The organism is Embleya sp. NPDC020886 (assembly GCF_044333915.1).
In the GTDB taxonomy this organism is placed as follows: domain Bacteria; phylum Actinomycetota; class Actinomycetes; order Streptomycetales; family Streptomycetaceae; genus Embleya.
Genome location: NZ_JBIRRX010000003.1, coordinates 405816 through 429945, shown reverse-complemented (window position 1 = coordinate 429945; position 24130 = coordinate 405816). Strand labels below are relative to the sequence as shown.

Annotated in this window: 21 protein-coding genes and 2 tRNA genes; 11 read left to right on the top strand and 12 right to left on the bottom strand. The window is 71.0% G+C overall.

Translation table 11 applies throughout. The features are described 5' to 3' along the window. Nucleotides 1-42: 42 nt before the first annotated feature. On the bottom strand, nucleotides 43-738 hold the full coding sequence (locus ACH4U8_RS12755) for a restriction endonuclease (RefSeq protein ID WP_395777494.1): 696 nt from the start codon (nucleotides 736-738) through the stop codon (nucleotides 43-45). Nucleotides 739-980: 242 nt separating this feature from the next. On the opposite strand from ACH4U8_RS12755, the gene ACH4U8_RS12750 reads away from it, so the two are divergent. Further along, nucleotides 981-1187 carry a hypothetical protein gene (locus ACH4U8_RS12750; protein ID WP_395777492.1) on the top strand — a complete coding sequence of 69 codons (207 nt, stop codon included), beginning with the start codon at nucleotides 981-983 and terminating at the stop codon, nucleotides 1185-1187. A gap of 72 nt (nucleotides 1188-1259) precedes the next feature. Here the strand turns inward: ACH4U8_RS12750 and ACH4U8_RS12745 are convergent, their stop codons facing one another. Next, nucleotides 1260-1742 carry a hypothetical protein gene (locus tag ACH4U8_RS12745; protein ID WP_395777490.1) on the bottom strand — a complete coding sequence of 161 codons (483 nt, stop codon included), beginning with the start codon at nucleotides 1740-1742 and terminating at the stop codon, nucleotides 1260-1262. Between the two features lie 242 nt (nucleotides 1743-1984). Then, entirely contained in the window at nucleotides 1985-3088 is a 1104-nt protein-coding gene (locus ACH4U8_RS12740; RefSeq protein ID WP_395777488.1) for a serine hydrolase domain-containing protein, read from the bottom strand. A gap of 384 nt (nucleotides 3089-3472) precedes the next feature. On the opposite strand from ACH4U8_RS12740, the gene ACH4U8_RS12735 reads away from it, so the two are divergent. Continuing rightward, on the top strand, nucleotides 3473-5299 hold the full coding sequence (locus ACH4U8_RS12735) for an alpha/beta hydrolase (protein WP_395777486.1): 1827 nt from the start codon (nucleotides 3473-3475) through the stop codon (nucleotides 5297-5299). Nucleotides 5300-5490: 191 nt separating this feature from the next. Continuing rightward, nucleotides 5491-6090, top strand: coding sequence for a YbhB/YbcL family Raf kinase inhibitor-like protein (locus ACH4U8_RS12730; protein WP_395777484.1), 600 nt, complete (start codon nucleotides 5491-5493; stop codon nucleotides 6088-6090). A 108-nt stretch (nucleotides 6091-6198) separates the two neighbouring features. On the opposite strand, the gene ACH4U8_RS12725 is transcribed toward ACH4U8_RS12730, so the two are convergent. Then, on the bottom strand, nucleotides 6199-7494 hold the full coding sequence (locus tag ACH4U8_RS12725; RefSeq protein ID WP_395777482.1) for an MFS transporter: 1296 nt from the start codon (nucleotides 7492-7494) through the stop codon (nucleotides 6199-6201). Between the two features lie 54 nt (nucleotides 7495-7548). On the opposite strand from ACH4U8_RS12725, the gene ACH4U8_RS12720 reads away from it, so the two are divergent. Further along, on the top strand, nucleotides 7549-8433 hold the full coding sequence (locus tag ACH4U8_RS12720; protein WP_395777480.1) for an AraC family transcriptional regulator: 885 nt from the start codon (nucleotides 7549-7551) through the stop codon (nucleotides 8431-8433). A gap of 60 nt (nucleotides 8434-8493) precedes the next feature. On the opposite strand, the gene ACH4U8_RS12715 is transcribed toward ACH4U8_RS12720, so the two are convergent. The 3 genes from ACH4U8_RS12715 to ACH4U8_RS12705 all read right to left on the bottom strand — a co-directional run bounded on the left by ACH4U8_RS12715 (nucleotide 8494) and on the right by ACH4U8_RS12705 (nucleotide 10718). After that, nucleotides 8494-9174 carry a hypothetical protein gene (locus ACH4U8_RS12715; RefSeq protein WP_360323679.1) on the bottom strand — a complete coding sequence of 227 codons (681 nt, stop codon included), beginning with the start codon at nucleotides 9172-9174 and terminating at the stop codon, nucleotides 8494-8496. Nucleotides 9175-9260: 86 nt separating this feature from the next. Next, a complete protein-coding gene (locus tag ACH4U8_RS12710; RefSeq protein WP_395777478.1) occupies nucleotides 9261-10106 on the bottom strand; it encodes an aspartate/glutamate racemase family protein in 846 nt (281 codons plus the stop codon). A gap of 252 nt (nucleotides 10107-10358) precedes the next feature. Then, a complete protein-coding gene (locus tag ACH4U8_RS12705; RefSeq protein ID WP_395777476.1) occupies nucleotides 10359-10718 on the bottom strand; it encodes a hypothetical protein in 360 nt (119 codons plus the stop codon). Between the two features lie 6 nt (nucleotides 10719-10724). Between ACH4U8_RS12705 and ACH4U8_RS12700 the strand changes: the two genes are divergently transcribed. The 4 genes from ACH4U8_RS12700 to ACH4U8_RS12685 all read left to right on the top strand — a co-directional run bounded on the left by ACH4U8_RS12700 (nucleotide 10725) and on the right by ACH4U8_RS12685 (nucleotide 13733). Then, nucleotides 10725-11003 (top strand): hypothetical protein, encoded by a 279-nt coding sequence (locus tag ACH4U8_RS12700; protein WP_395777474.1) that lies wholly within the window; start codon nucleotides 10725-10727, stop codon nucleotides 11001-11003. A 117-nt stretch (nucleotides 11004-11120) separates the two neighbouring features. Beyond that, a tRNA-Pro gene (locus tag ACH4U8_RS12695) sits at nucleotides 11121-11193 on the top strand. 108 nt (nucleotides 11194-11301) lie between these two features. Then, a tRNA-Glu gene (locus ACH4U8_RS12690) sits at nucleotides 11302-11374 on the top strand. Between the two features lies 1 nt (nucleotide 11375). Further along, the gene (locus tag ACH4U8_RS12685; RefSeq protein ID WP_395777472.1) at nucleotides 11376-13733 is read left to right on the top strand and encodes a hypothetical protein; all 2358 of its coding nucleotides are present in this window, start codon (nucleotides 11376-11378) and stop codon (nucleotides 13731-13733) included. Between the two features lie 174 nt (nucleotides 13734-13907). Here ACH4U8_RS12685 and ACH4U8_RS12680 read toward each other — a convergent pair whose 3' ends face one another. The 5 genes from ACH4U8_RS12680 to ACH4U8_RS12660 all read right to left on the bottom strand — a co-directional run bounded on the left by ACH4U8_RS12680 (nucleotide 13908) and on the right by ACH4U8_RS12660 (nucleotide 19625). After that, a complete protein-coding gene (locus ACH4U8_RS12680) occupies nucleotides 13908-14429 on the bottom strand; it encodes a PH domain-containing protein (protein ID WP_395777470.1) in 522 nt (173 codons plus the stop codon). 505 nt (nucleotides 14430-14934) lie between these two features. Beyond that, complete coding sequence (locus tag ACH4U8_RS12675) at nucleotides 14935-15312, bottom strand: DUF3052 domain-containing protein (protein WP_360323669.1); 378 nt, start codon at nucleotides 15310-15312, stop codon at nucleotides 14935-14937. 258 nt (nucleotides 15313-15570) lie between these two features. Continuing rightward, nucleotides 15571-16680 carry an o-succinylbenzoate synthase gene (gene menC / locus ACH4U8_RS12670; RefSeq protein ID WP_360323667.1) on the bottom strand — a complete coding sequence of 370 codons (1110 nt, stop codon included), beginning with the start codon at nucleotides 16678-16680 and terminating at the stop codon, nucleotides 15571-15573. Nucleotides 16681-16707: 27 nt separating this feature from the next. Next, complete coding sequence (locus ACH4U8_RS12665; RefSeq protein WP_395777468.1) at nucleotides 16708-17481, bottom strand: GNAT family N-acetyltransferase; 774 nt, start codon at nucleotides 17479-17481, stop codon at nucleotides 16708-16710. Nucleotides 17482-17816: 335 nt separating this feature from the next. Further along, on the bottom strand, nucleotides 17817-19625 hold the full coding sequence (locus tag ACH4U8_RS12660; RefSeq protein WP_395777466.1) for a PucR family transcriptional regulator: 1809 nt from the start codon (nucleotides 19623-19625) through the stop codon (nucleotides 17817-17819). A 528-nt stretch (nucleotides 19626-20153) separates the two neighbouring features. Between ACH4U8_RS12660 and ACH4U8_RS12655 the strand changes: the two genes are divergently transcribed. The 3 genes from ACH4U8_RS12655 (at nucleotide 20154) to ACH4U8_RS12645 (ending at nucleotide 24122) form a co-directional block, all read left to right on the top strand. After that, nucleotides 20154-21179: an ABC transporter permease gene (locus ACH4U8_RS12655; RefSeq protein ID WP_395777464.1), complete on the top strand. Its 1026-nt coding sequence runs from the start codon at nucleotides 20154-20156 to the stop codon at nucleotides 21177-21179. A gap of 63 nt (nucleotides 21180-21242) precedes the next feature. Then, on the top strand, nucleotides 21243-23015 hold the full coding sequence (locus ACH4U8_RS12650; RefSeq protein WP_395777462.1) for an ABC transporter substrate-binding protein: 1773 nt from the start codon (nucleotides 21243-21245) through the stop codon (nucleotides 23013-23015). A gap of 108 nt (nucleotides 23016-23123) precedes the next feature. Beyond that, nucleotides 23124-24122, top strand: coding sequence for an ABC transporter permease (locus ACH4U8_RS12645; RefSeq protein ID WP_395777460.1), 999 nt, complete (start codon nucleotides 23124-23126; stop codon nucleotides 24120-24122). The last annotated feature ends 8 nt before the right edge of the window (nucleotides 24123-24130 follow it).

Sequence of the window (24130 nt, the reverse complement as noted above, 5' to 3'; positions counted from 1 at the left end):
CTCGGCGTCGACGCGGATGCCGGCAATGGGGCGGGAGTGGTTTCATTCGTGGCGAGGTTTCGGTCGGCGTCGGGTTCGGCCTTGGCCGGTTCCGTTGAGGGCGGCGAGTCGGGCGAGGGGTGTTCCCTGGTTCCACAGCCCGAAGAAGTCGCGGTGGACGGCGAGGATGCCGTTGTCCACGGCGAAGGTTGTCGACTGCTTGCTGAACGTACCGGTGGTGACCAGGACGGCGATGTCGGCGGCGAAGTGGGTCTTGGCGCCGAGGAGATCGCGGACCTCCTTGGGGGCGATCCTGCGGGTGGGCGCGTAGCGTTTGCACTGGATCACCGCGAAGCGCCCGTCGGGCAGGCGGCACAACACGTCCGCCCCGTTGTCCCCGGAGCCGCCGACCCGACGCACCTGCGTGCAGCCGTCGTTGCGGCACAGGTCGGCCACCAGTTCCTCGAATTGTGTCCCGGTGAGGGCGTCCACCTCCGCCAGGGTCCGCCGTCGTCCGGCGGCCACCGCGTCCTGGTGTCGCCACCGCTCGTCCGCCGCCCGCGCGGCACGGTGGGCACCCCACAACCGCCGCCCCACCTCCGCGAGGCCGACGACCACCGACACCGCGACGGCCACCCCGCCGCCCCCGGCGGCGAACGCGAGCGCCACCACGATCAGCAGGGCGACGATCACCGCCACCCGCGTCCCCGTCGATCGCGGCACCCCTTGCGTCGAACCACGCTTCTGCGGCTGCGTCATGGCGATCTCCCGCGTCGTCGACATCCTCGATTCCAGTGTGGACGCCGACGCGCGGCGCCGGGGCCGGTATGGCGTTTCGTGTGGTTTCGCGGGAGTGGGTGATCGGCGGCGGGCGGGGCGGCGGGCTGTCATCCTGGCGGCCGGGATCACGGGCTCGAGTGGAGGTGGGTCGTGCACGTCGGGGGCGCGTTGGTGGTCGGGATCGGCGGGACCGCATCCACCGATCGGGTACACGCACTGGTGTGCCCCCGGTCGGTGGGCGGGCCGTTGCCGTCACCGGCGGTACGAACGACGAAACGGTGCGGATCCGGGACCTGGTCTCCCGGCAGGCAACGGTGTTGTCCTTCCCCGACCAGGTCGATGGAGTACTGGCGGTGACCCCCAACCGGGCGTTGGTCGTCGGGTGCGGGAACGACGTCGTCGTGTTGGAACACAACCAGGATTGGTGACGGACCGAATCCGGGATCGCCCACGAGGTCTCGGCCCCGGTTCACATCTCCCGGTACGTCTCGGCCCGTTGGTCAGCGCTTGACCGGCGGGCAGTAGCCGGTCTTCTCGCCGATCGAGTTGATCTCGGCGTTGGGCCGCGTATCCCCCGCGTAGTTGATCTGGTCCGTGCACTTCACCCCGGCCTTGTTGGGGGTGCCCGACGGCGTGCCTTCCTTCTTCGGTGCCGGGCAGTGACCCGTCTGCTCGCCGATCGAGTTGATTTCGGCGTTGGGCCTCGGGTCCCCGGCGTAGTTGATCTGGTTCGTGCACTTGACCCCGGCCTTGTTGGGGGTGCCCGGCGGGGTGCTGTGGGAGGAGCCGGAAGGGGTGTCGGCCCGAGCGGAGCCGGGGGTGGCATCGGGTACGGAGGTGCGGGATTGCGGGGTGCTGGTGGAGACGGACGAGCCGGTGGTGGAAGAGGGCGTCTTGTCGCCACCGCCGTTGTCACAGGCCGTCAGTGCCAGGCCGGCAGCCACGATGGCGAGGGTGAACCCTGAAATCTTCCGAACGTGCATGCTCTCGTCCTCCGAGTCGGGCACCGCTCCCGGTGAGCGGGCTCTCGGAGGTTTCAGACACGGGCGCCGTCGGCCCAGTTGCAAGGCGGCGCACGTCAGGACACGTTCGTGACACATCCGCCTGCTTCGTCACGTCGGACCGGACGGCGCGGACGATCACGTCCGCGTCCTCGACGGCCGAGGCCCCGGAGCGCAACGACCACGAGGAGCCGTCGGGCCCGGGGCGTCCCCGGACGCCGCCGTCAGGTGTCCGTCGCGGTCAACGTCGCGAGGCGGAGGGTGAGTTCGCGGTCCTGCTCGTCGAGGTTCCACTTGCCCTCCCGTGCGACGTGGTTGGTGACCCAGAAGACCATGACCCGATCGGCCGGGCGGATCAGGAATCGGGCGTAGGACAGGTCGTTGCCGCCGTTGTGCGTGGCGATCGGGCCGGGCACGCCGGGAGCACCGGGCAATATGGACCAGCCGTAGCCGTAGGACTGGGTCGTGTCGGGGCCTTCGGACACGTGCGGAGCGAACATCTTCGCCTTGGCCGCGGCGGGCAGGATCGACTCGCCGTCCAGGGCGAGATACCAGCGGTACATGTCGTGCGCGGTGGAGAGCAGGCCGCCGTTGCCGCGCAGGTTCCAGTAGGGGCCGTCGGGCGCCCGCGGATGGTCCAACGGGGTGCCGTGGCCGCGACCGTCGGAGTCGTATTCGACGGCGATGTCGTCGCGTCGCGGGTCGGCCGCACGATAGCCGGTGCGGGTCATCCCGGCCGGCTCGAACAGGTTCCGGGCAAGGAACTCGGGGTACGGCGTGCCGGACGCCCGCTCGACGATCGCGGCCAACATCGAGTATCCGACGTTGGAGTACGCGAACATGACACCCGGCGTCGACTCCAGGGGCGCCGCGAGCGCCCGGGTGAGCAGGGCGTCGCGGCTCAGTGGTGCGTAGTCGTCGCCCAGGCTCTCGGGCAGACCCGAGGTGTGGGTGAGCAGGTGGTGCACGGTGATGCCGCGCTTGTCGGCGGGGACCGGCCCCAGGTGGTCGGAGATCGGATCCGTCACCCGCAGCGCGCCGGTCGTCTCCAGCTTCAGGATCGCCGCGGCGGTGAAGGACTTGGTGATCGAACCGATGTCGAAGACGGTGTCGCATCCGGCGTCGATGCCCGCCTCCCGGTTCGCTCGGCCTCGGCCCCGACAACCGACGAGTCCGCCGTCCTTGGCCGTGACCACCGCCCCTCCCGCACCGGACGGCCAGTGTTTGTCCAGGTACGCGGCAACGGCCGCCGCCCGCGCGGGCATCGGCGCGCCGGCCGTGCCCGTGGCACCGGCCGTGGCACTGCCCGCCGCCCCACTGGCCCGCACGGAAGCGGAGGCGGAAGCGGAAGCCGAGGCGGAGGCGGAAGCCCCTGCCCTCTCGTGGTCCTCCCTCCCGCCCGAGCAGCCCGACAGCGCCAGCGCCGCAGCCGACGCCCCCGCCACGAACGCGAACCGACGTCGACGCACACATGGGATCCGTGCCACGGCGTCCCCCCGAAGTACCGGACGCGGACCTCCCGCGTCGTCCCCACCACGCTACGAATCGGCGACACCGGGCGTCTTCCCACACGAGAGCCAACTTCGGTTCCCCGCATGGGGGAAAACAAGACACCCGCCTCCCCCGCCCGAGGGACCGCCGAACCGGTGACCTGCGCGGCGGTTGCCATGTCGTACCGCGCCGCCGGCCCGACCGCGGAGGACGCTGATCGGATGGTGGCGCCAGGAACGAGACCGGATCCGAACGACGAGCCGCCGTCCGCCGAACCGGCCCGATCCGACGGCCCGCCACACCCCACGGGATCCCACGCCGCCCCACCACCCCCGCCGCCCGCCTCCCGAATCCGCCGCCTGCTCGCCCGCCCCTACCCGACCACCCCGCCGAACACCCGCCGCGTGGTCCGCCGTTGGCCCGACCTGATCGGCATGTGCGTGGCCACGGCGTTCCTGTGGCTGTCGCTGACCCCGTCCCTGCTGCCGCGTCCGTGGCCCTGGCAGGGCCTGATCGGTGGACTGGCCGGAATCGCCGGATACGCCCTCGGCGTGCTCGCGGCCACGGCGATCCGCGCGTGCGTCGCGCGCCGCCCCGGCGAGCGGTTCCGGGTGCGCGCGTGGTGGGCGTACTACCTGGTGGCCGGCATCGGGACGGTCGCCGGCCTGGTGTGGTCGGCGCAGGCCCAGCGCAGGCTGCGCGCGCTCCAGGGCCTGAACCCGTCCTCGCCCTGGAACGGCCTGATGATCGTGGTGATCACCCTCGGCACCGGGCTGCTCCTGCTCACCCTCGCCCGCGGACTGCGGCTGGCGGCCCGCACGTCGATCCGCTGGTTGGGCCGCCGGCTGCCCCGCCCGCTGGCCTACGTACTGGGGCCGGCCGCGATCACCTTCCTGGTCGTGGTCAGCCTGCACGACGTGGTGTGGGAGCGCGGCTTCATCGGATTCGTCGACCACACCGCGAAGGCGATCAACGGCGCCATCGACCCCAACCTCCCCCGCCCCGACTCGCCGCTGCGCTCCGGCGGCCCGGGCTCCCTCGTGTCCTGGCACAGCCTGGGCGCCAACGGCCGCAAGTTCGTCGCGCAGGCCACCGACCCGGCGCTGATCACCCGGTTCACCGGCCGACCCGCCGCCGTCCCGATCCGGGTCTACATCGGCGAGAACCCGGAGGACGAGGACTTCCGCGAGGCCGCCGACCTGGCCGTGCGCGAACTCGACCGCACCGGCGCCTGGACCCGCGCGGTGCTCGCGGTGCAGGCGACCACCGGCAGCGGCTGGGTCGACCCGAACCTGGCCGCCCCGCTGGAGTACATGTACGCCGGCGACACCGCGACGGTCGCGATCCAGTACTCGTACCTGCCCAGTTGGATCTCCTTCCTGGTCGACCGAGGGCGCGCCGAACGTGCCCAGCGGGCCCTGTACCACGCGGTCCGGGCACGGTGGTCCGCGCTGCCCGCGGCGGATCGCCCCAGGCTGGTGCTGGGCGGTGAATCCCTCGGCGCGTACGCCACCGACGCCGTCTTCGCCGACCCGGCCGAACTCATCGCCGGCGCCGACGCGGTCGTGCTGGAGGGACCGCCGTTCGCCAGTCGGCTGTGGAATCGCATGGAGGACGACCGCGACCGGGGCAGCCCGGTGTGGCGGCCGGTGTACGACGGCGGCCGGCACGTACGCTTCGGCCAGTTCCCGGCCACGGACCTGCGCCGGCCGCCCGGCCCGTGGGAGCGACCGCGGATCGTCTACCTCCAGAACGCCTCCGATCCCGTGGTGTGGTGGAGCCCCGACCTGTTGTTCGACAAGCCCGCGTGGTTGCACGCGCCGCTCGGTCCGGACATCACCCGCGAGGTGCGCTACTACCCGATCATCACGTTCTGGCAGACCACGGTGGACCTCGCGGTGTCCTTCGGTACCACCGCCCCGCACGGCCACCGCTACGGAAACGGCGCCGCGGTCGCCTGGGCGGCCACGCTCCCACCCCCGAACTGGACGGACACCGACACCGACCGACTGCTCGCCTTCATGGCACAACACCCGCTCCGCCATTAGGCATCGGGGCGGGGAACCCGAACGCGTCCGGGCCCGCAACCAAGGCGTCATGTACCGCGTTTCCCGAGAAAAGTGCCTTGGTCGGCGGAATCCGGGGCGCATACGCTGGCTTCGCCGCGCGCGCGGACAAGCGGACACCATGTGCCACGTGGACGGACCAAAGGAACCGAAAGAATCCTCGGGAGCCTCCAGTGAGAAGCACGAGAACTGTGCTGTGCGCTCTGCTCGTCACCTGCACCGCCGGCCTCGCGCCCGTCGCCGCCTCGTCGGCGGCGGCAGCGTCGGCGTCGCCGGCGGGTCGGAGCGCGTTCGCCCTGTCCAGCACCGCCTTCGTCGACGGCGGCCTCATCCCCAAGATCCACGAGTGCACCAGCGGCGGCGGGAACGACCCCGCGAAGAAGAACGAGTCCCCGCCACTGGCCTGGTCGGGTGCTCCGGCCGGCGCCAAGAGCTACGCCGTGGTCATGCGCGACCTCGACAACGCCGACCTCATCCACTGGGTCGCCTACGACATCCCGGTGAACACGACCTCGCTCCCGCAGAACGTCGAACACGCCTACCGGCCGTCGGTCCCGGCCGGAGCCCGGCAGGTCTACTACCGGGGAAGCGCGAGTCTCTTCGGCTACCAGGGCCCCTGCTCGCCCTCGACGATCAACACCTACGAGTTCGTCGTGTACGCCCTCGACCGCACGTCGTTGACCGAACTGAACTCCGCCTCGTCCACCCGGACCGCCGCCCGGACGATCACCGCCGCCTCGATCGGCTCGGCCGGGATCAGCGGCGAATCGTAGCCCCCGCCGCCCCGCCCCAACGACCGCGGTGGGGCGGCGGATCGGGCCACGATCCGTCGAACTCGTGGGGGTGCGGCGGTGGTTGCCGTCCGTCGGCGGACGGGCGGCTCACCGCCGTGCGGCGTCGTAACGCCAGAACGGGCGTACGGCGAGGGCGCCCACGACGACCAGCAGGATGCACACCAGCGCGCTGCCCGACCAGGCGATGACCAGTGTCGTGCTCGCCGCCATGGCTCCCGCGCGCAGGTCGCCGAGCCGGGGGCCGCCGGTGACGACGACGGTGAAGACACCCTGCATGCGTCCGCGCATCTCGTCCGGCGCCCACGTCTGGAGGATCGTCTGGCGATAGACGGCGCTCACCAGGTCCGCGGCGCCGGCGAGCACGAGGAACAGGACGGCGAGCCACAGGGTGTGGGTGAGCCCGGCCAGCGTGATGGCGGTTGCCCAGCCGACCACCGCGACGGTGAGCGCGACGCCCTGACGACGGATGCGCGCGATCCATCCGCTGCACAGGCCCGCCGCCAGGGAACCGATGGCGACCGCCGAGTACAGCACGCCGATGCCGCCGTGGAAGCGGGTGGCGGCGGCCTCGGGGAAGAGCGCGTTCGGCATGGCCAGCACCATGGCGGCGATGTCGACGGCGAACGACATCAACAACACCGGACTGCCGCCGATGAAGCGAAGTCCCTCGACCACGGCGCGTATTCCGCTGCCGATCGCCGCCCCCGTCGGTTCGATGGCAGGCAGCCGAAACGTCGAGTACAGGGAGAGGGTGAACAGGACCGCGTCGGCGGCGTAGGCGTAGCCGAAGCCGTGCGGGAGGGTGAGCAGGACGCCGGCGACGAGCGGCCCCAGGATCTGGCCGATGTTGCCCACCGTGAAGCTCAACGTGTTGGCGGCGGGGACCAGTTCGGACGGCACGATGCGCGGGATGATCGCGCCGCGCGCCGAGGACGCCGTGGCGAAGCCGGCCGCCTGGACGGCGACCAGGACCAGCAACAGCACCTCGGACCGGACGTTCAGGAGCGTCTGGGCGAGCAGCGCGATCGTCACCACCCAGGTCCCGAGTGACGACCACAGGCAGAGCCGGCGACGATCGACCCGGTCGGCGATCGCTCCGCCGTACAGGCCGAACACGAGGATCGGCACGAATCCGGCGAGGCCCGCCAGCCCCACGTACAACGACGAATGCGACATCTGGTAGATCTGCACGGGGACGGTGGCCTCGGTGACCATCGTGCCCACCAGCGAGGCGCCCTGACCGACCAGCACCCGCCGATAGGCAGGCACGGCCAGCGGGCGGGTGTCCACGGCCGCGCGACGAATGCCCCCGGCCAGGCGGCCCGCCCGAGCCCGCGGCTCGTTCGTCGACTGGCGGTCCGGGGCCTCCGGTGTGGTGCTCACGACGTCACGCTGTCACGAGTCCCCGCCGGCCTGCTTCCATTAATCTGCCTATTCATGTCGCAGAACCGCCGGCACCGGTCGATCGCCCCCGCCACCGCGCACGCGCACGCCGCCGGCGAGTTCATCAGCCGCCATCGGCACCCCTACCACCAGCTCATCTACGTCAGCGCCGGCGTGCTCGCCGTCCGCACCGGGCAGGGCGCCTGGGTGGCCTGCCGGGACCGTGCCGTCTGGATCCCCGCGAACACGTGGCACGAACACCGGGTCTACGGGCACAGCTCCGTACACACCCTGGGCTTCGCGTCGGACGACACGCCCCTGTCCGTCGACTCGCCCACCGTCGTGGCCGCGGACGGTCTGCTGCGCGAGCTCTTCGTCGCCTGCACCGAACCGGACCTGCCGACCGCCGAGTCACGGCGGCTCCGGGCGGTCCTCAACGATCGGCTGCGCCGCGCCCACGTACGACCCCTGACCCTGCCGACGGCCCGGGACCCGCGACTGGCGCACGCCTGCCGGGTGGTCGAGGAGGACCTGAGCCGGCCCCGGACCATCGCCTGGCTGGCCCGCCACGTCGGTGTCGGCGAACGAACGCTCACCCGGCTCTTCCGCACGGAGTTCGGCACGACGTACCCCCGGTGGCGGACCAACACCCGGGTCTTCCACGCCATGATCCAACTGGCCGAGGGAGCCGACGTCACCACGACGGCCCGCCGCTGCGGCTGGGGCACGACCAGCGCGTTCATCGACACCTTCGCCCACACCATGGGCCAGACCCCGGGTGCGTACCGAAGCGTGGCCCTGCACGAGGCCGACACCGGCCCATCGACGGAGGACCCGGCCCCGAGCCGCCCGACGCCCGACCGATCCGGCCCGGCCCCCGGTGCCGACCCTGCGCCCCCGACCACGACATCCGCGCCCGATTCGCACGGACCGGCATGAACGGCACCCACGGGAGGAGCACGCCGGCGTGACGACCCGTTCGGCCTGCCGGGACGACTGTCAGCCCTGGCCCAGCACCAGTCGCTGAGCGGAGCGCACCGGTCGGCCGAAGTGGGCGCAGCGCTCCTCGAAGCCCGGCGGGAGCCACGTGCCGCCCAGGAGCCGGGGGTGGGAGGGGAAGGCCGCGAGGGCCGCCAGCGCGAAGACCAGGGACGCCCAGGGAGTGGCGAGGCGCACGTTCATGTAGCCCTTGCCGTACATGTCGTGGTAGCGGGCCTCGAACACGCCGGCCTCGGGCAGGTCGATCTGGTCGAGGCCGGTGAAGCCGAGGCTCAGCGGATTGCGGGGGTGGGCGAGGTACGCCGACATCCGCGTGATCGTCAGTTCGCCGCCGCCGTCGTGCACCCAGCGCGGGACGGTGTCCTGCTGCGCGCGCTTGCGACGCGCGGAGTTGCTCAGGGCGGTGAGGGCGAGCGCACCGACCACGAACCCCGGCCTGCCGACCGCCGCCACCCCGGTGGTGCGGTAACTGCCGTTGCCCACCGCGCGCAGCCTGAACTGCTCCCCGGTGCCGGTCGCAAGCACCCGCTCCCCCGGCTCGATCCGGGCCGTACTCGCCACGAGCGGGCGGCGATCGGCCTGACCGGTGACGACATCGGCCACGATGTCGCAGGTGTGCCACAGGTATTCGTCGGTGTGCGTCCACCCCTCGGCCGCTGGTGGCCCCGTCCGGTTCCGCATGCTTGTCTCCTCGCTCCACGAGCCTGGCACCATGCCCAAGTCTAGGGCCGCGTCGAGCAGTCGGGCCTGGATGCGCTACGGGGTGGTCAGCGTCGGCCGGGCGCCGAAGGCGGGCACAGCTCGGCGAGAACGCTGTCCACCAGAGCCGCCGTGGAGTCCAGGACCGGCAGGATCCGCTCGGCCTCGGCCATGACGAGGGGTATCTCCGTACAGGCGGCGATCGCCATCCGGGCGCCGCGGTCGAGGAGTTCGCGGGCCGCCGCAGCGATGTGGCGGGCGGCCACGGCCGAGTCGCCGCCTTCCTTGACCATGGCGATGGCGCGGTCCACGTGCTCGCGCTGCGTAGCCGTCGAGACCTGGACGACCGTCAGCCCGAGGCCCTGCCCGGCGATCTCGTAGAGGCGGGCGGTACGGGTGCCCCGGGTCGCGAGCACACCGATGCGTTCCACATCCGGCCGGCGTGCCCGACACGACCGGAGTGCGGCGGTGACCATGTCGAGGATGGGCAACTCGGTGTGCTCGCGCAGTTCCCGGACATAGGCGTGGGCCGTGTTGCAGGGGATGGCGACGCAGGACACCCGGGCCTGGGCCAGCCAACGCAGGCCCCGGAGCATCCCCGGGACCGGCGAGGGGCCCCGGCCGAGCAGGGCTTCGGTGCGATCGGGAACCGTGGGGTCGGCCCAGATGGCGACCCGGAGGTGCTCCTGGTCGCGCCGAGCCGGCGTGCGTTCGACGAGGCGGCGATAGAAGTGCGCGGTGGCCAGGGGACCCATCCCGCCGAGCACCCCCAGCAGGGGAGGTTCGCCGTCGTCGTGCGTCGGCCCACTCCACTGCTCGGTGGGCCCCTTCCCCCGCCCCGGGGCGAAGTGACCGGCTCCGCGACCGAGGTCGCGTGGGCCCTCGTCACAACACCCCGTCGCGCTCCGCGTCATCGTGTCGTCCCGGTAGTTCCCGCCTGCGTTCGCATGGTCGCCAGTCTCGGGCGGCGCCATCCGCTCCCGCTTCGTCCGCGACACCGAACGGCCCGACGCATCTCCGTCCCGGGCTCCGAAGCACCCACCACCGACGACGCCGTATCCCGTCGCGATCGGACAAGCATCGTCCCGGTGCCGTCGAGTGTGGTGTACACGACGGGTCGCTCGCCCCCGTCACGCCGAGGTGCCGACGGCATCCGGGACGGAAGGTCACTTCATGGATTCCACGCCCGCGATGAGCATGGTCAGGACCGATTCGAACAGGACGTCCGGGGATTCCGGGTCGGATTCGGCCGCGAGGCGTCGCAGGTTCGGGAGTTCTTCGGCCGACGGCGTCGTCGGTACGCCGATCCATCCGGCCGGGTCCGCGCCGGGCGGCGGTCGGTCGTGCCAGGCGTCCCAGACCTCGGTGAAGCCGGAGACCTGGAGCACGGTGATCGACCAGGCCCGGTAGGCGTTCTGCGGGAACATCCCGAGGTCCAGGAAGAACCCCACGAGTACGTCGTCGGGCCGCAACAGGTCGGCGGACGCGAACGAGGTCAGGTCCTCGGCGCGGGCGAGCGCCAACATGCCCGGGTGGGCGCGGTACCAGGCGCGCTGGACGACGGCCTGCGATTCCTGCCCGCCGCCACCTGCGCGGCCCTGGTCTTCACCACGCTGACGGTCTGGGACCTGGTCGTTCTCGACTGGATCGTCTTCGCGGGCCTGCGTCCTCGCCTGCTGACCCTTCCCGGCACCGAGGGCATGGGCGAATACCGCGACCTGCGGTTCCACCTGGTCGCCGCCCTCAAGGGCAGCCCATTGATCGTCGTCATGGGCGTGCTCGGCGGAGGCATCGCCACTCTGGTCGCCTGACGCCGGCGGCCGGCGTCGACGTCGCGCCCGTTGCGCACCGTGTGGTAACTCCGTTGCCCCGGCCGCGGCTTCCGTCCTAGTGTCGTCCCAGGTCGGCAGCCCATCGCCGACACACCACAACGTGTAGCTCAGCCAGTGGAGCACCGGGCTTGGGACCCGGAGGGCGCGGGGGCGGAACCCGCCACGTTGGCGACATCGGAATGCGGCGGGCGTGGGGTTCGACCGGGAGGGTTCCGGCCGAACACCCGCACGGGGCGGGGCGGTTCCTCTCGTGCGGACCGCACCGACCCACCGACCACGACGTGTAGCTCAGTCAGTGGAGCACCGGGCTCTCAACCCGGAGGGCGCGGGGGCAGGGCCCGCCACGTCGGCATGAACGAGATTCACGTGCGACCCGTCCCCAACCCCGGTTATGCGGACTGGCAGTTGGCCAAGGCCTTCCACACCGCCACGTCCCACGAGAGCGAGGCGACCCGGCGTCGCGCCGAAGAGCGCGTGCACCGCTGGACGCAGGTCGCTCGCGGCATGGCCGACGGCTCGTTGACCATCGGCTCGCGCACGCCCGTGCGTGGGCTTCCCGCGTGGGTCACCCCGGAGGTCGTGCGCGGCGGGTTCGCCACCGGCGACGCCGCGGCCGGCGGGCCGTGGACCGAGCACGAGGCCGAGGCCGCCGCCCGCGCCGGACTGCGGGCCGGCGATCGGCTCGCGTTGTTCCGGTACTTCCTCACCGACGCGGGCATGGCCGAACTGCACACGCTGCTCGACAGCGGCCGGTATCACGTCGCGGTGCCCGAGGAGGCCGCGCTGCTCACCATCGCGTGGCTGCTGCGTGCCGGGGACCGCTTCGCGGCGCTCACGCTGCTCGACGAGATCACGCCGTACGCGGACCGCCTCCGCTTCCTGCCGCGCGCCGCCGACACGGTGGTGCCCGACGGTTCCGCCGTGCACCGCGAGTCCGTGGGCTCGTTGCGGACCACCCTCGGCGCGCGGCGGCCCAAGCCCGCGGTCGAGGCGATGAACGAGGCGCTGACCGTGTGGAACCCGTTCGCCGACCAGCTGCTCGCGCACTGGCTGGAGACCGTCGAGGACGGCCGGCTCGGCGCGGTCCGACCGGCGGGCTGGACCGAGCGCGGCCGCGAACTCCTGGAGCGCCACCGGCGTTTGGCGATGCGACACACGTTGTGCGGCAAGCACCGCAACCCGAGGGAGAACTCCGCGATCCTGCTGGCGGCCCTGGCCGAGGCACTCGGCGACCCGCCGGCCGGTGACGTTCGCGGCGCCGGCACTCGCATCGCGGCCGCCCGCGCCGCCCGCGCCGCCGGACCCCGCGCCGACGTGCGTGCGCGGGCGGCGGCCCGTCCCGGCCTGCTCCGGCACGCCGTCGACTCGATGGTCGCCAAGCGCGGCGCGCCCGGTTCGCCGAGGCACACCGAACTGCGGGCCCGTCAGGCCGCGGACGCGTCGACCGCGACGCTCCACGAGTTGGCGCGCGTCCTGATCACCCGGTTGGCGAACCTGCGCGACGACGCGGGCCTGCCCGACACCGCGTGGCTGCTCGTACCGGTGACCGACGAGGAAGCCGCCCGCACCGGCGTGCGCGCCGGCAGCCCGATTCCGGACGGCCTGCGTCACCCGGTCGAGCGGGCGCTCAGCGCGCCCGTCGCCACGCTGGTCGAGCGCGGCATCGTGCCGTCGGCCGAGGTGTTGGCCGAGCTGGTCCCGCAACTGGTCGCCGCGACGACCGCGTTGGCGTACCACGACCCGGCACTGCGCACGCTGATGACCGCGGAGTACGGGGCGTTCGCCGAGCGTCGGTCGCTGCTGCTGCTCAACCTGGAGCACCAGGTGCGGCTGGAGGAGTTGCCGTGGGTGCAGGCGGTGTCCGCGTACCGGCGGGTGTCGACCGACACCGCGGGGAACGCGCACGAGGCGCTGGTCGAGCTGGGCACGCTGACGGTGCGCGCCTTCCCGGGCACGATCGTGCCGAACCCGCTGCTCCAGGAGCTCGGTTCGCTGGCGCGGCAGGCCAAGGTCGGGGCGGTGTTCACCGAGGAACTCGCGGCGGACATCTTCATGGGCACGTTCTCCGCGAAGTTCCTGCGCGCCGCGCAGAGCGCCGCGGAACTGCTCGAAGGGTCGTTGTACGCGCGGTACTACGACATCGACTACGCCATGATTCGGGGGATCGACGACGTCAAGCGCAAGCGCGGGCTCGCCGCGAACACCTCGGCCGACTTCGCCGCGCTGTGCCGGGAGCGGGCCGGCACCGACCCCCGCAACCGCTGGTCGATCGCCGCGAACGGGACGGTCATCGAGCAGGCGCAGATCCTCACCACGCACAACCTCGCCGCGCTGGTGCACCCCATCGGAGTGGAGCCGGCCGAGGGCTGGGCGGAGCCGGCACGGGGCGCGTACCGCACGGTGTGCCGGCTGGTGCAGCAGATCGCCGGGAACACGCGCACGCTCGGCACGGTCAAGGACGCCGCGTACGCATGGCGGCAGACGCTGTTCTTCCTGTCCCTGTGCGGGGTGGAGGACCAGTTCGCGGTGATCGCGTGGATGGCGCAGGAGACGGCCCGGCGGCCGGAGCACACGGCGCGCCGCCTGGCACCGGTACTGGCGGGCCTGCGCCACGTGTTCACGGGCGGCAGCCTGGACGACCCGGCGGTACCGAACGTCCGACGCTTCGTCGGCTGGGCCACGGACGGCCACTGGATGCGCGACGCCTGACGACCGCACGCCGCGGACCGCGAGCACCTGCCTCGCGGCCGCGGCGCCCCCCATGCCGGGCCCGGCGAGGCCGCCCGAGTGAAACCGAACCACCAAGCCCCTACCGGGGCATTGCCTGCATCGTCCCGGTGGCATCCGAGTCGGCCCCGTCACCACCGACGGATCGGCTCACACCTACCGCGTGTCCCGACGGTCACCCGCGATCCTGGCCACCACCTCGGCGACGGGAACCCAGTGCCCGCCTCGCCGCCGCACCCACACGTCCCGGATGGCGTGCACCTCACGGCTCGGGTTCGTCGTCTCGACATCGTTCAGATTGGGAAGGTCGTATCGCCGCCCCATCGAGTCGTACAGCACGACCACCTGCGTCGGCTGGTCGTCCAATCCCCCGCGCGTCCCCTCGATCTCGATGCCCTGCACGTCCGGCCAGGCCACCACGCGGGTACGGAACATCCCTCGAATCGTCACACCATCCCGGTCGACGATCGTCGCTCTGACCGCGTACAGGCGGAAAACCCCCACCGACGACAGCCCGAAGAACACTCCCATCCCCAGCGGCCCGACCGAGAACCAGCCCTGCTCCGCGGCCATCCCCACGGTGACCAGAGCGCCCATGGCGAGCATCAGGACCGCGAAGAAGACCCCCAGCCGGAAATCCGCGCGGTACTCCCGCCTGTCCGAACGATCGGCTACCACGACGGCGCGGCACCGCATGACGGCGCGGCGCCGGCTCCCCCCGGGCCGACCGGGCACCGGGCCATCGAGGCGGGGGCGGCGAGGACTACGGCCACGGGATGCTCCACGACTGCTCCTTCGACGGGTGCGACAGCGCCTCGGGACACCGACATCGCGGGAAGCCCGTCGCGCACGAAAACATGCGCCGACGAGCACGCACGAGGGATCGTCACCAGGCACCCGCAGCCACCGCCGGCATCCACGCCCGTCCGCACCCCGGCACCGCGAAGCGAACGGCTCGGGGCAGAGCCCCGGGCCAGCCAAACACACGCGACACCCGCCACGGAAGCTCCCGGCAGTCGACATCGAGAAGGCGCGAAGGTTGCGAACATTCGCGGAAACCGTGCCGCCCGGGCCGACTTCACCCGGCCCGACCGATCCCGTACCGCAGCCCGCGCCAAAGACCACTCGTCGCCCGTCGGGGCGCCGAACAGGGTGGGCCGGGGCCGGGTCGGCCGGGTCCGCGCTACTCGGCGGGCGCCTCGGGTCGGACGAGACGGTTGCCGGACCATGCCCCGAGGGTGATGGCACCGGTGCAGGACAGGCCGGCCGCGTTCGCCTCTTCGGCGATCTCGGTGCGATCGACGTGACCGGGCCGGCCCGTCGTCGGCGTGAGGACCCAGATCACACCCGGATCGGCGAGGGGCGCCACCACACCCGTGAGTTCGTCCGCCAGGTCGCCGTCGCCTGCCCGCCACCACAGCAGGACGACGTCCACGACTTCGTCCGTTTCGTCGTCCACCATCCCGTGGCCGATCACGTCCTCGATGTCGGCGCCGATCCCGTCATCGGTGTCGTCGTCCCGGCCCAGCTCCTGCACCACCATGGATCGCCCGATGCCCATCCTTCGCGCGTGGTTCCGCGCGTCCTCCTCGCGTTCCGACGAAGAGCACCGGCAGGAAGGGGATGGAGACGACCCCGCGGGTGAAATGTGCATTTCCCGATCCCCGATCCTCACTTCGGACGACGAAGTCGACGGGGAAATCGTCACCGGACATCCCCGCGCGAGTATCCACAGCGTGGCCCGGTGGGTGGCAACACTCAAGAGGGCCCGCCTCGTCCGACGTTGCGAAGCCGTGATCCGCCCCGCCGTGCCGCCGCGCTACATCGCTATCCATTCGCTCGAGACGGTCACCTCCTGGAGAAGGTCGGCGAGGGGCTCGACGCCCAGACCGGGGCCGGTGGGGACGTCGAGGTGTCCGTCGGAGAGGACGAACGGCTCGGTGATGTCGGTGGCGAAGTACCGGCTGGAGCCGGACGTGTCGCCGGCGAGGGTGAAGCCGGGCAGTGCGGCCAGGGCCACGTTGGCGGCGCGGCCGATGCCGGTCTCCAGCATCCCGCCGCACCAGACCGGGATGCCGTGGGCACGCGCGATGTCGTGGATGCGGCGGGCTTCGAGGTAGCCGCCGACGCGGCCCGGCTTGATGTTGATCACGGAGCAGGCGCCGAGGGAGATGGCCGCCGCGGCGTCGGCGGCGGACTTGATGGATTCGTCCAGGCAGATCGGGGTGCGCAGCAGCTTGGCCAGTTCGGCGTGCTGGACCATGTCGTCCTTGGCCAGCGGCTGTTCGATCAGTTGCAGTCCGAAGTCGTCGAGCCCGGCGAGTTGTTGGACGTCCGACAGCGTATAGGCGGCGTTGGCGTCGACCTGTAGGACCAGATCGTCACCGAAGCGCTCGCGCACGGCGCGTACCGGGCCGAGGTCCCAGCCGGGCTCGATCTTCAGCTTGATCCGGACGTAGCCCTCGGCGATGTACCCCGCCACCGCGTCGAGGAGTTCGGGCACGGAGTCCATGATCCCGACCGAGACACCGCAGGGGACCCGGTCCCGGGCGGCACCCAGGTAGGAGCCGAACGACTCGTCGGCGCAGCGCAGTTGGGCATCCAGCACCGCCGTCTCCAGCGCGGACTTCGCCATCCGGTGGCCGGTGTAGGGCTGCAGCACCCGGCCCACCGCGTGCACGTCCAGGCCGTCCTCCGGCAAGGCGGGGATGAGGAACCTGCGCAGTACGTACTGGGCGCTGTCGACGTACTCGGAGGAATAGCGCGGCTCGGACATGGCCCCGCACTCGGCCCAACCCTCGTGGTCGGCGGTGACGACGCGGACCAGCAGCACATCGCGGCGGGTCTCCACGCCGAAGGAGGTACGGAACGGGGAGACGAGCGGCATCGCGATCCGACGCAGCTCGACACCGGAAATCTTCGTCTTCACGACTGGTGGCTCCTCAAGAACGGGTGGTCAGGCAGAGGTTGTGGTCGTGGGGCGTTGCACCACGTAGCGGCGGCGTTCGTGGAAGCCGACGACCCGGGCGCCCTCGGCGAGCAGGCCGCCCAGGCTTTCCCGTACGGCCAGCCGCCAGGCCCGGGCGGCGCCGGGATCGGCGAGGCGCAACGCCTCGATGTCGTCGGGGAGGTCGATGAGTACGGTCTCGGCGTCCGTCGCGGCGGTCTCCGGGCGGCCTCGGTCATTGCGGACGCTGTGCTCGGCACCGGCGGGCAGTTCGATCGCCCCGGGCGGGGCGGGCGCGGTGAGATCCCAGGCGACCAGGACCCGGTCGGACTCGTCGCCGCCGTTGATGACGTCGTGCATCGCGCCGTAGAAGGACCTCAGGTACTCCTCCGGCCGAGCGCCGAGTTTGGTCAGGTTGAAGTAGGCGTTGCGGCGGATGAGCGGGTCGTAGGTCCAGGTGATCCGGCTCAGTCGGTGGGCGAGCGCCCACTGCCGCTGGTGCATCTTGAGGGCCAGGCCCACGCCGCGCCCGACCACGGCGCCGGTGATGTGCGAGTGCAGGCTGGTACCGATGGGTTCGCCGAAGAAGGCGACCGACGCCCCTACCAGGCGTCCGTCCTCGTAGGCTCCGGCCACGTAGTTGCCGGCGTGGGCGAGCGCCCGCATGACCTCGGCGGAGATGGGTGAACTGCCGGGCCGGGAACCCCAGATGTCGGCATAGAGCAGGCTGGCGGCATCGAAGTCCTCCATCATGTGCAGTTCGCGGATCGTGGATTCGTTCATCACAGTGCCTCCGACGGGATCCGGGTGGGCCACGGGCCGGGCGCGGGCCGCCTGCGGGCGCAGGCGCCGATGATCGTGCGGCACGGTCGGGAGACCTCCGGGGTGGGCTGTGGGTCACGCTAGCCACGCAGCTCGGGGCCGAGTTGGTAGCGCGGTGACAACCTGCGCCGCCGATTCGTGCCCCGGACCGAAACGCGGGCGGCGCTGCCCCCCGGCGGTACGACGGCGGTACCACGACGGCAGCACACGCCCACCGCCGGGACCGAACCAATGGATCGACGCCCGGACGCGTGGACGACTCGGCGATGCGGTGCAATGCGACGCGACGCGCCTGTTCAGACCGACATGCCGCGCGGACGAAGCGGACGCGACGGCGAACAGTCGCCGTCCACACCCCGAACACCTTCCACGGCCCGCAGCGGGGTGTGCCCGTGCCACGGCACATGCGCCTCCGAATCCTCCCGAGGGCAGTCGGCCGATCGAGCGTCGGGCAGCGCGGCAAAGGCCCCCTCCCCGGCCTGCCCGCCCAGGTCCATCAGCCGCAACTGAAGCATCATGGCGAAGCGTTCCGCCGGATCCTGCAGGTCCATCTGACCCACCTCGGCCACCCGGCGGATCCGGTAGCGAAACGTGTTGGGATGCACGAACACGCTCGCCGCGGCCACCATCACGTCCCCGAAGGCGTCCAGCCACGCCCGGAGCATGTCCACGAGCTGGGCGTTGTGCTTGGCGTCGTACGCCGCCAGCCGGGCGAGCGGGCCGAAGAGTTCGTCGCGGTTGCCGATGGTGAAGTCGCGCATCTCCAGCAGGAGCGCGTCGACGTACACATCGGCGATCGACGCGACACGCCGGGACGTCCGGCCACTGGTAAGCACCCGCAGCACCCGGTCGGCGTCGGCCCGGGAGTGGGCCAGGTCGACCGGTTCGCCGGCCACCGACCCGACCGCGATGACGGCGCCGGCCCGCTCCCCGGTGCGCCGGACGAAGTTCGCCGCCACCAACACGGCACGTTCGCGAGCGTGCGCCGGATCGCCCGCCACCGGGAACAGCGCGTACACCACCTCGCCCAGCAGGGCCACGGCGGAACGCGGCTGCACGGCGGTCAGATGCACGCCCAGCGCGCCGGCCAGCCGCTGCCGCTCGGCCGTGACGTGGGCATGGTCGGCGCCCCGGCCGGGAGCCAGACCCATGGCCATGACCAACATCGGCCCGCCGCCCGGGCCGAGGCGGCGGAGCGCTCTGATCGCCGCCACGCCGCCTTCCAGCGCGGTCGTGACCAGGTCGGCACGCAGCCGGTTCTCCGCATCGGCACCCGCACGGAAACGAAGCATGTGCAGGGCGACGAGCTTGGCCGACTCCAGAAACGCCTGCTCCCGCTCCGGGGTGAGGGGCTTGCGCAGTGCCGCCCAGACGGATCCGAGGAACTCGTCACCGGCGCGTACGGCGACCGCGACCCGGGGCAGTGCCACCTCGTCGCCGAACGTCGGCGCGGGCACGTACACCAGGGCGTCGCTGCGGTACAGGTCCCTGAAGACGCCGCGCTTCTCGTGCATGCGCAGGTAGCGCTCGGGCACCTGCCGGGCCAGGATGCTCTCCACCCGCGCCGAATCCGCCTCGTCCTGCCGACCGGAGAAGGCGAGGATCCTGGAGCGGTGGTCCTCGATGGTGATGGGGGCGTCCAACAGCGGCGCGATCGCGTTCGCCAGTGCGAACAGGTCCCCGGACGGGACCCCGCCCAGGGTGTGGGTCTGCGCCTCGTCGTTGTCTCCGTCGGACAGGAACGTGCGGAACATCGCCGCCAGTTCGGCCCAGGACACGCCTCGGGTCAAGGCCAGCAGGGCCACCCCGGTCTCGGCCGCGACCTGCGCCAACTCGGCCGCGGGCTCGATGGTCTCCCGCACCACCAGTGCCGCCGCGTGGTCGTCCGCGAGCCGGCGCAGCAGCTCGACGATCTCGTCGGCGCCGTGCACGCCGACGCCGAGCACGATGGCGTGCGGCGGATGCCGCTGTTCGTCGTGTGGATCGTGGATGCCGACGCCACCGATCTCCGCCGTCCCCTCGACATCGCCGTAGAGCAGGTCGAGGTGGGTGGAGCCGAAGTCCTCGAGCACCCGGCCAAGGCTCCTGGCGGGAGGTGTCGTCATGTGGCTGATCACCTCCGCAGGTTAAAAGCGTCAAGGTTGCGGCGGCTTTATCTCAGATTACGAGGATGTGCCCGCTGCTTTGTACGTCGGAACAACCGTGCCCGTGCCCGGCGAGGCACCGGGCGTGCACGAGACGTGACCGGTACGGGTTCCGGCACCGCGCCTCCTCGGCTTTTTGGCCAGTCGTACAAAGCATCCGGAGAATCTCTGGACGCGTACCGCATGTACCCGGCCGAGCCAGGGACCACGCTGTCCGCATGCACAATCCAGCAAGCGAGCGGCCGTCGCCCGGAGCCGAGCTTCGGTGAGCGGCGTGGTCGTCCGGCACCCCGTGCGTGTCCATGCGGGCCGGATCCCCCGGTCCGGCTTGCTCGGGACTTCTCCCGCTCCTCGGCCCGGCGGCGCGGCGCCGAAGCGTTGAGGACTTCCGAGCACAGGGGTGTCCGCCCTTGCAGCCCATCCCGTGAAGACGCCGCCACAGCGGCAAGTACGTTCCGACCAGCGCCGGTTGAGAGGGATCCCTGTCAGATGACGGCACCATTGCACGAGCCGACCGCGAAAGCGCCCCCGAGCGCGGAAGCAGCCCCGAGCGCGGCCGGGGAATCGGCGGCAGTCGACGGCAACACCAAGTCGGTACAGGGCCGTTCGCTGGGGCGGATCGCCTGGGAACGGCTCAAGCGGGACCGGTTGGCGCTGGCGGGCGGCGGCGTCATCCTCGCGCTCGTCGTGATCGCGCTGCTCGCGCCCGTGATCACGAACCTCGTCGGACAGGATCCGGACGCCTTCCACGAGGACACGATCGACGCGCTGTTCGGCACCCCCAAGGGGTCGCTGGGCGGCATCAGCGGCGACCATCTGCTGGGCGTCGAACCGGTCAACGGCCGGGACGTCTTCGCCCGGATCCTGTACGGCTCCCGGATCTCGCTGCTCGTCGGCTTCCTGTCCGCCCTGGTGGCGGTCGTCCTGGGGACGATCCTCGGCATTCTGGCGGGCTTCTTCGGCGGCTGGGTGGACGCCGCGATCAGTCGCGTGATGGACGGTCTGCTCGCGTTTCCGCAACTGCTGTTCATCATCGCGCTGGTCTCGGTGATGCCGAACGACCTGCTGGGCATGACCGGTTCGAGCGTCCGCGTGTTCGTGATGATCCTGGTCATCGGCTTCTTCGGCTGGCCGTACATCGGGCGCGTGGTGCGCGGCCAGACGCTTTCGCTGCGCGAACGCGAGTACGTCGAGGCCGCCCGCTCGCTGGGCGCCGGGCGGTTCCACATCCTGTTCAAGGAACTGCTGCCGAATCTCGTCGCCCCGATCGTCGTCTACACCACGATGATGATTCCCACGAACATCCTGACCGAGGCCGCGCTCAGCTTCCTGGGCGTGGGCGTCAAGCCGCCCACCGCCTCGTGGGGCCAGATGCTCTCGAACGCGATCGACTATTACGACTCGGATCCGATGTACATGATCGTTCCGGGCCTGGCCATCTTCATCACCGTCCTTGCCTTCAACCTGTTCGGCGACGGCGTGCGCGACGCGCTCGACCCCAAGGGTTCTCGCTGAACTGCCTTACCAATCAAGGCACTTCACCCGAGAAATCTCATCGAATCCGGAGGATCCGAGATCGTGACTACCCAACGCGCCTTTACGCGGCGCAAGCAGGCACTGGCCGCCGCGGCCGTGGTCGCAGGGCTGCTGACCACGGCGGCGTGCGGCGGCGGCAGCGACTCCACGAGCGAGGCCGGCTACGACGCGGCCAACAACAAGGTCGTGAACGCCGCTGCCACCAAGGGCGGCACCCTGAAGTTCGCCGGCGCCCAGGACGGCGACTCGTGGGACACCACGCGCAGCTACTACGGCTTCGCCTGGAACTTCATGCGGTACTACAGCCGCCAGTTGGTCACCTACAAGACCGAGCCGGGCAAGGCGGGCGCCGGACTGCAACCCGACCTCGCCACCGACCTGGGCAAGGTCACGGACGGCGGCAGGACCTACACGTTCACCCTGCGCGCCGGGAGCACCTGGGAGGACGGCAGACCGATCACCGCCAAGGACGTCAAGTACGGCATCGAGCGCCAGTGGGCGCAGGACGTACTGTCCGGCGGTCCCGTCTACCTCAAGGACATCCTCGACCCCGACGGCGCGTACCCGGGCCCCTACCAGGACGAATCCGCCGACAAGCTGGGCCTGAAGGCGATCGAGACACCCGACGACACGACGATCGTCTTCCGTCTGCCGCAGCCCAACAGCGACTTCCCACAGATGCTCGCGATGCCCTCCGCCTCACCGGTACGCCAGGACAAGGACACCAAGTCCAAGTACGGCCTGCATCCGTTTTCCAGTGGCCCGTACAAGTTCGAGTCGTACGAGCCGGGCAAGAGCCTGGAACTGGTCCGCAACACCCAGTGGAAGGAAGCCTCGGATCCGGTCCGCAAGGCCTACCCGGACACCGTCGCCGTCACCTTCTTCTCCAACGCCAACGACCTGGACCAGCGACTGATCGCCGGCGACTACGACCTGGACCTCAGCCAGACCGGGCTGTCGCCGCAGGGCCGCCAGACCGCCCTGAAGCAGCACAAGGGCAACCTGGACAATCCCGTCTCCGGCTACGTCCGTTACGCGGCCTTCCCGCAGAACGTGAAGCCGTTCGACAACGAGCACTGTCGCAAGGCGGTCATCCACGGGGCCGACCACGTGTCCCTGCAGACCGCGCGCGGTGGCCCGGTGGCCGGCGGTGACATCGGAACCAACATGCTGCCCGGGTCGATCCCGGGCAACGAGGGCCAGAAGTACGACCCGTACGCCATCGCCGGCGCCGACAAGAGCGGAAACATCGCCAAGGCGAAGGAGGAGCTGGCCGCCTGCGGCAAGCCGAACGGCTTCGACACCACCATCGCCGTCCGCAACAACAAGCCGGTCGAGGTGGCCACCGCCCAGTCCCTGCAGGCGTCGTTGAAGAAGATCGGCATCAACGCGCAGATCGACCAGTACGACGGCGCACAGACCTCGGGCATCGTCGGCAGCCCCGCCAACGTGGAGAAGAAGGGCTACGGCATCGTCATCGACGGCTGGGCCGCGGACTTCCCCTCCGTCCAGGGCTTCGGTCGGCCGCTATGGGACGGCAAGTACGTCCTGGAGAGCGCCAACAACAACTACGCCCTGATCAAGGACCCGGCGATCGACGAACTGTTCGACGCCTACGCCAAGGAACTCGACGAGGGCACCAAGGCCCGGATGGCCACGCAGATCAACCACAAGGTGATGGAGGGCGGCTACTACCTGCCCTTCACCTACGAGAAGTACCTGAACTGGCGCTCCGGTCGGCTGACGAACGTCTACATGACCGACGCCTACAACGGCTACGACTTCGTCAACCTCGGCCTCAAGCCCTCGAAGTAACTCCGGCACACCCGCCCAACGGCACGAAAGGCAGGTGAAGGCCGGCGCGGCGTGATCACGGGCCGCCGGGAAGCCCCGGCACCCGTGATCCGCGGCAGGCCGAAAGCTGTGCTCGCATACCTTATCAGGCGGCTGTTCGCCGCCGCAGTGATGCTGGTGGTCATCATCATGGTGGTCTTCGGCATCTTCTACCTCGTCCCCAAATGGGCGGGCGTCGACATCGCCGCGAGCTTCGTGGGCAAGCAGGCCGACCCCGCCGCCGTCGAGGCGGTACGGGAGAAACTCGGCCTGAGCGACCCCGTCCACCTCCAGGCGTGGGGGTTCTTCAAGGGCATCTTCACCGGCCGCACCTACGCGACCGGCGGCGACGTCGTGCACTGCTCCGCGCCGTGCTTCGGCTACTCGTTCAAGAGCGAACAGGCCGTCTGGCCGGTGCTGACCGACCGCTTCCCGGTGACCCTGGGGCTCGCGCTCGGTGCCGCCGTGTTGTGGCTGGTCTTCGGTGTCGCGGCCGGTGTGCTCTCCGCACTCAAGCGCGGCAGCCTCTGGGACCGCAGCGCGATGGTCGTCGCCCTCGCGGGTGTGTCCCTGCCCATCTACTTCACCGGCATGCTCTCCCTGGCGACCTTCGCGTTCGGGCTGAAATGGTTCGACGCGCAATACGTGCCGTTCGGCCAGAGCCCGGGCGGCTGGTTCGGCGGCATGATCCTGCCGTGGATCACCCTCGCCTTCCTCTATGCGGCGATGTACGCGCGGATCACCCGCGCCACGATGATGGAGGTCCTGGGCGAGGACTACATCCGCACCGCGCGGGCCAAGGGCCTGCGGGAACAGACCGTGATCGGCAAGCACGCCATGCGCTCCACCATGACGCCGATCCTCACCATGCTGGGCATGGACCTCGGCGCCCTGATCGGCGGCGCGATCCTCACCGAGTCGACGTTCAACCTGCCCGGCCTCGGCCAGGCCGTGCTGAACGCCATCAGGAACCAGGACCTGCCCATCATCCTGGGCGTCGTGCTGATCACCTCCCTGTCGGTGTTGCTGGCCAACCTCGCGGTGGACGTCCTGTACGCCGTGATCGACCCCCGAGTGAGGCTCACATGACCGAATTC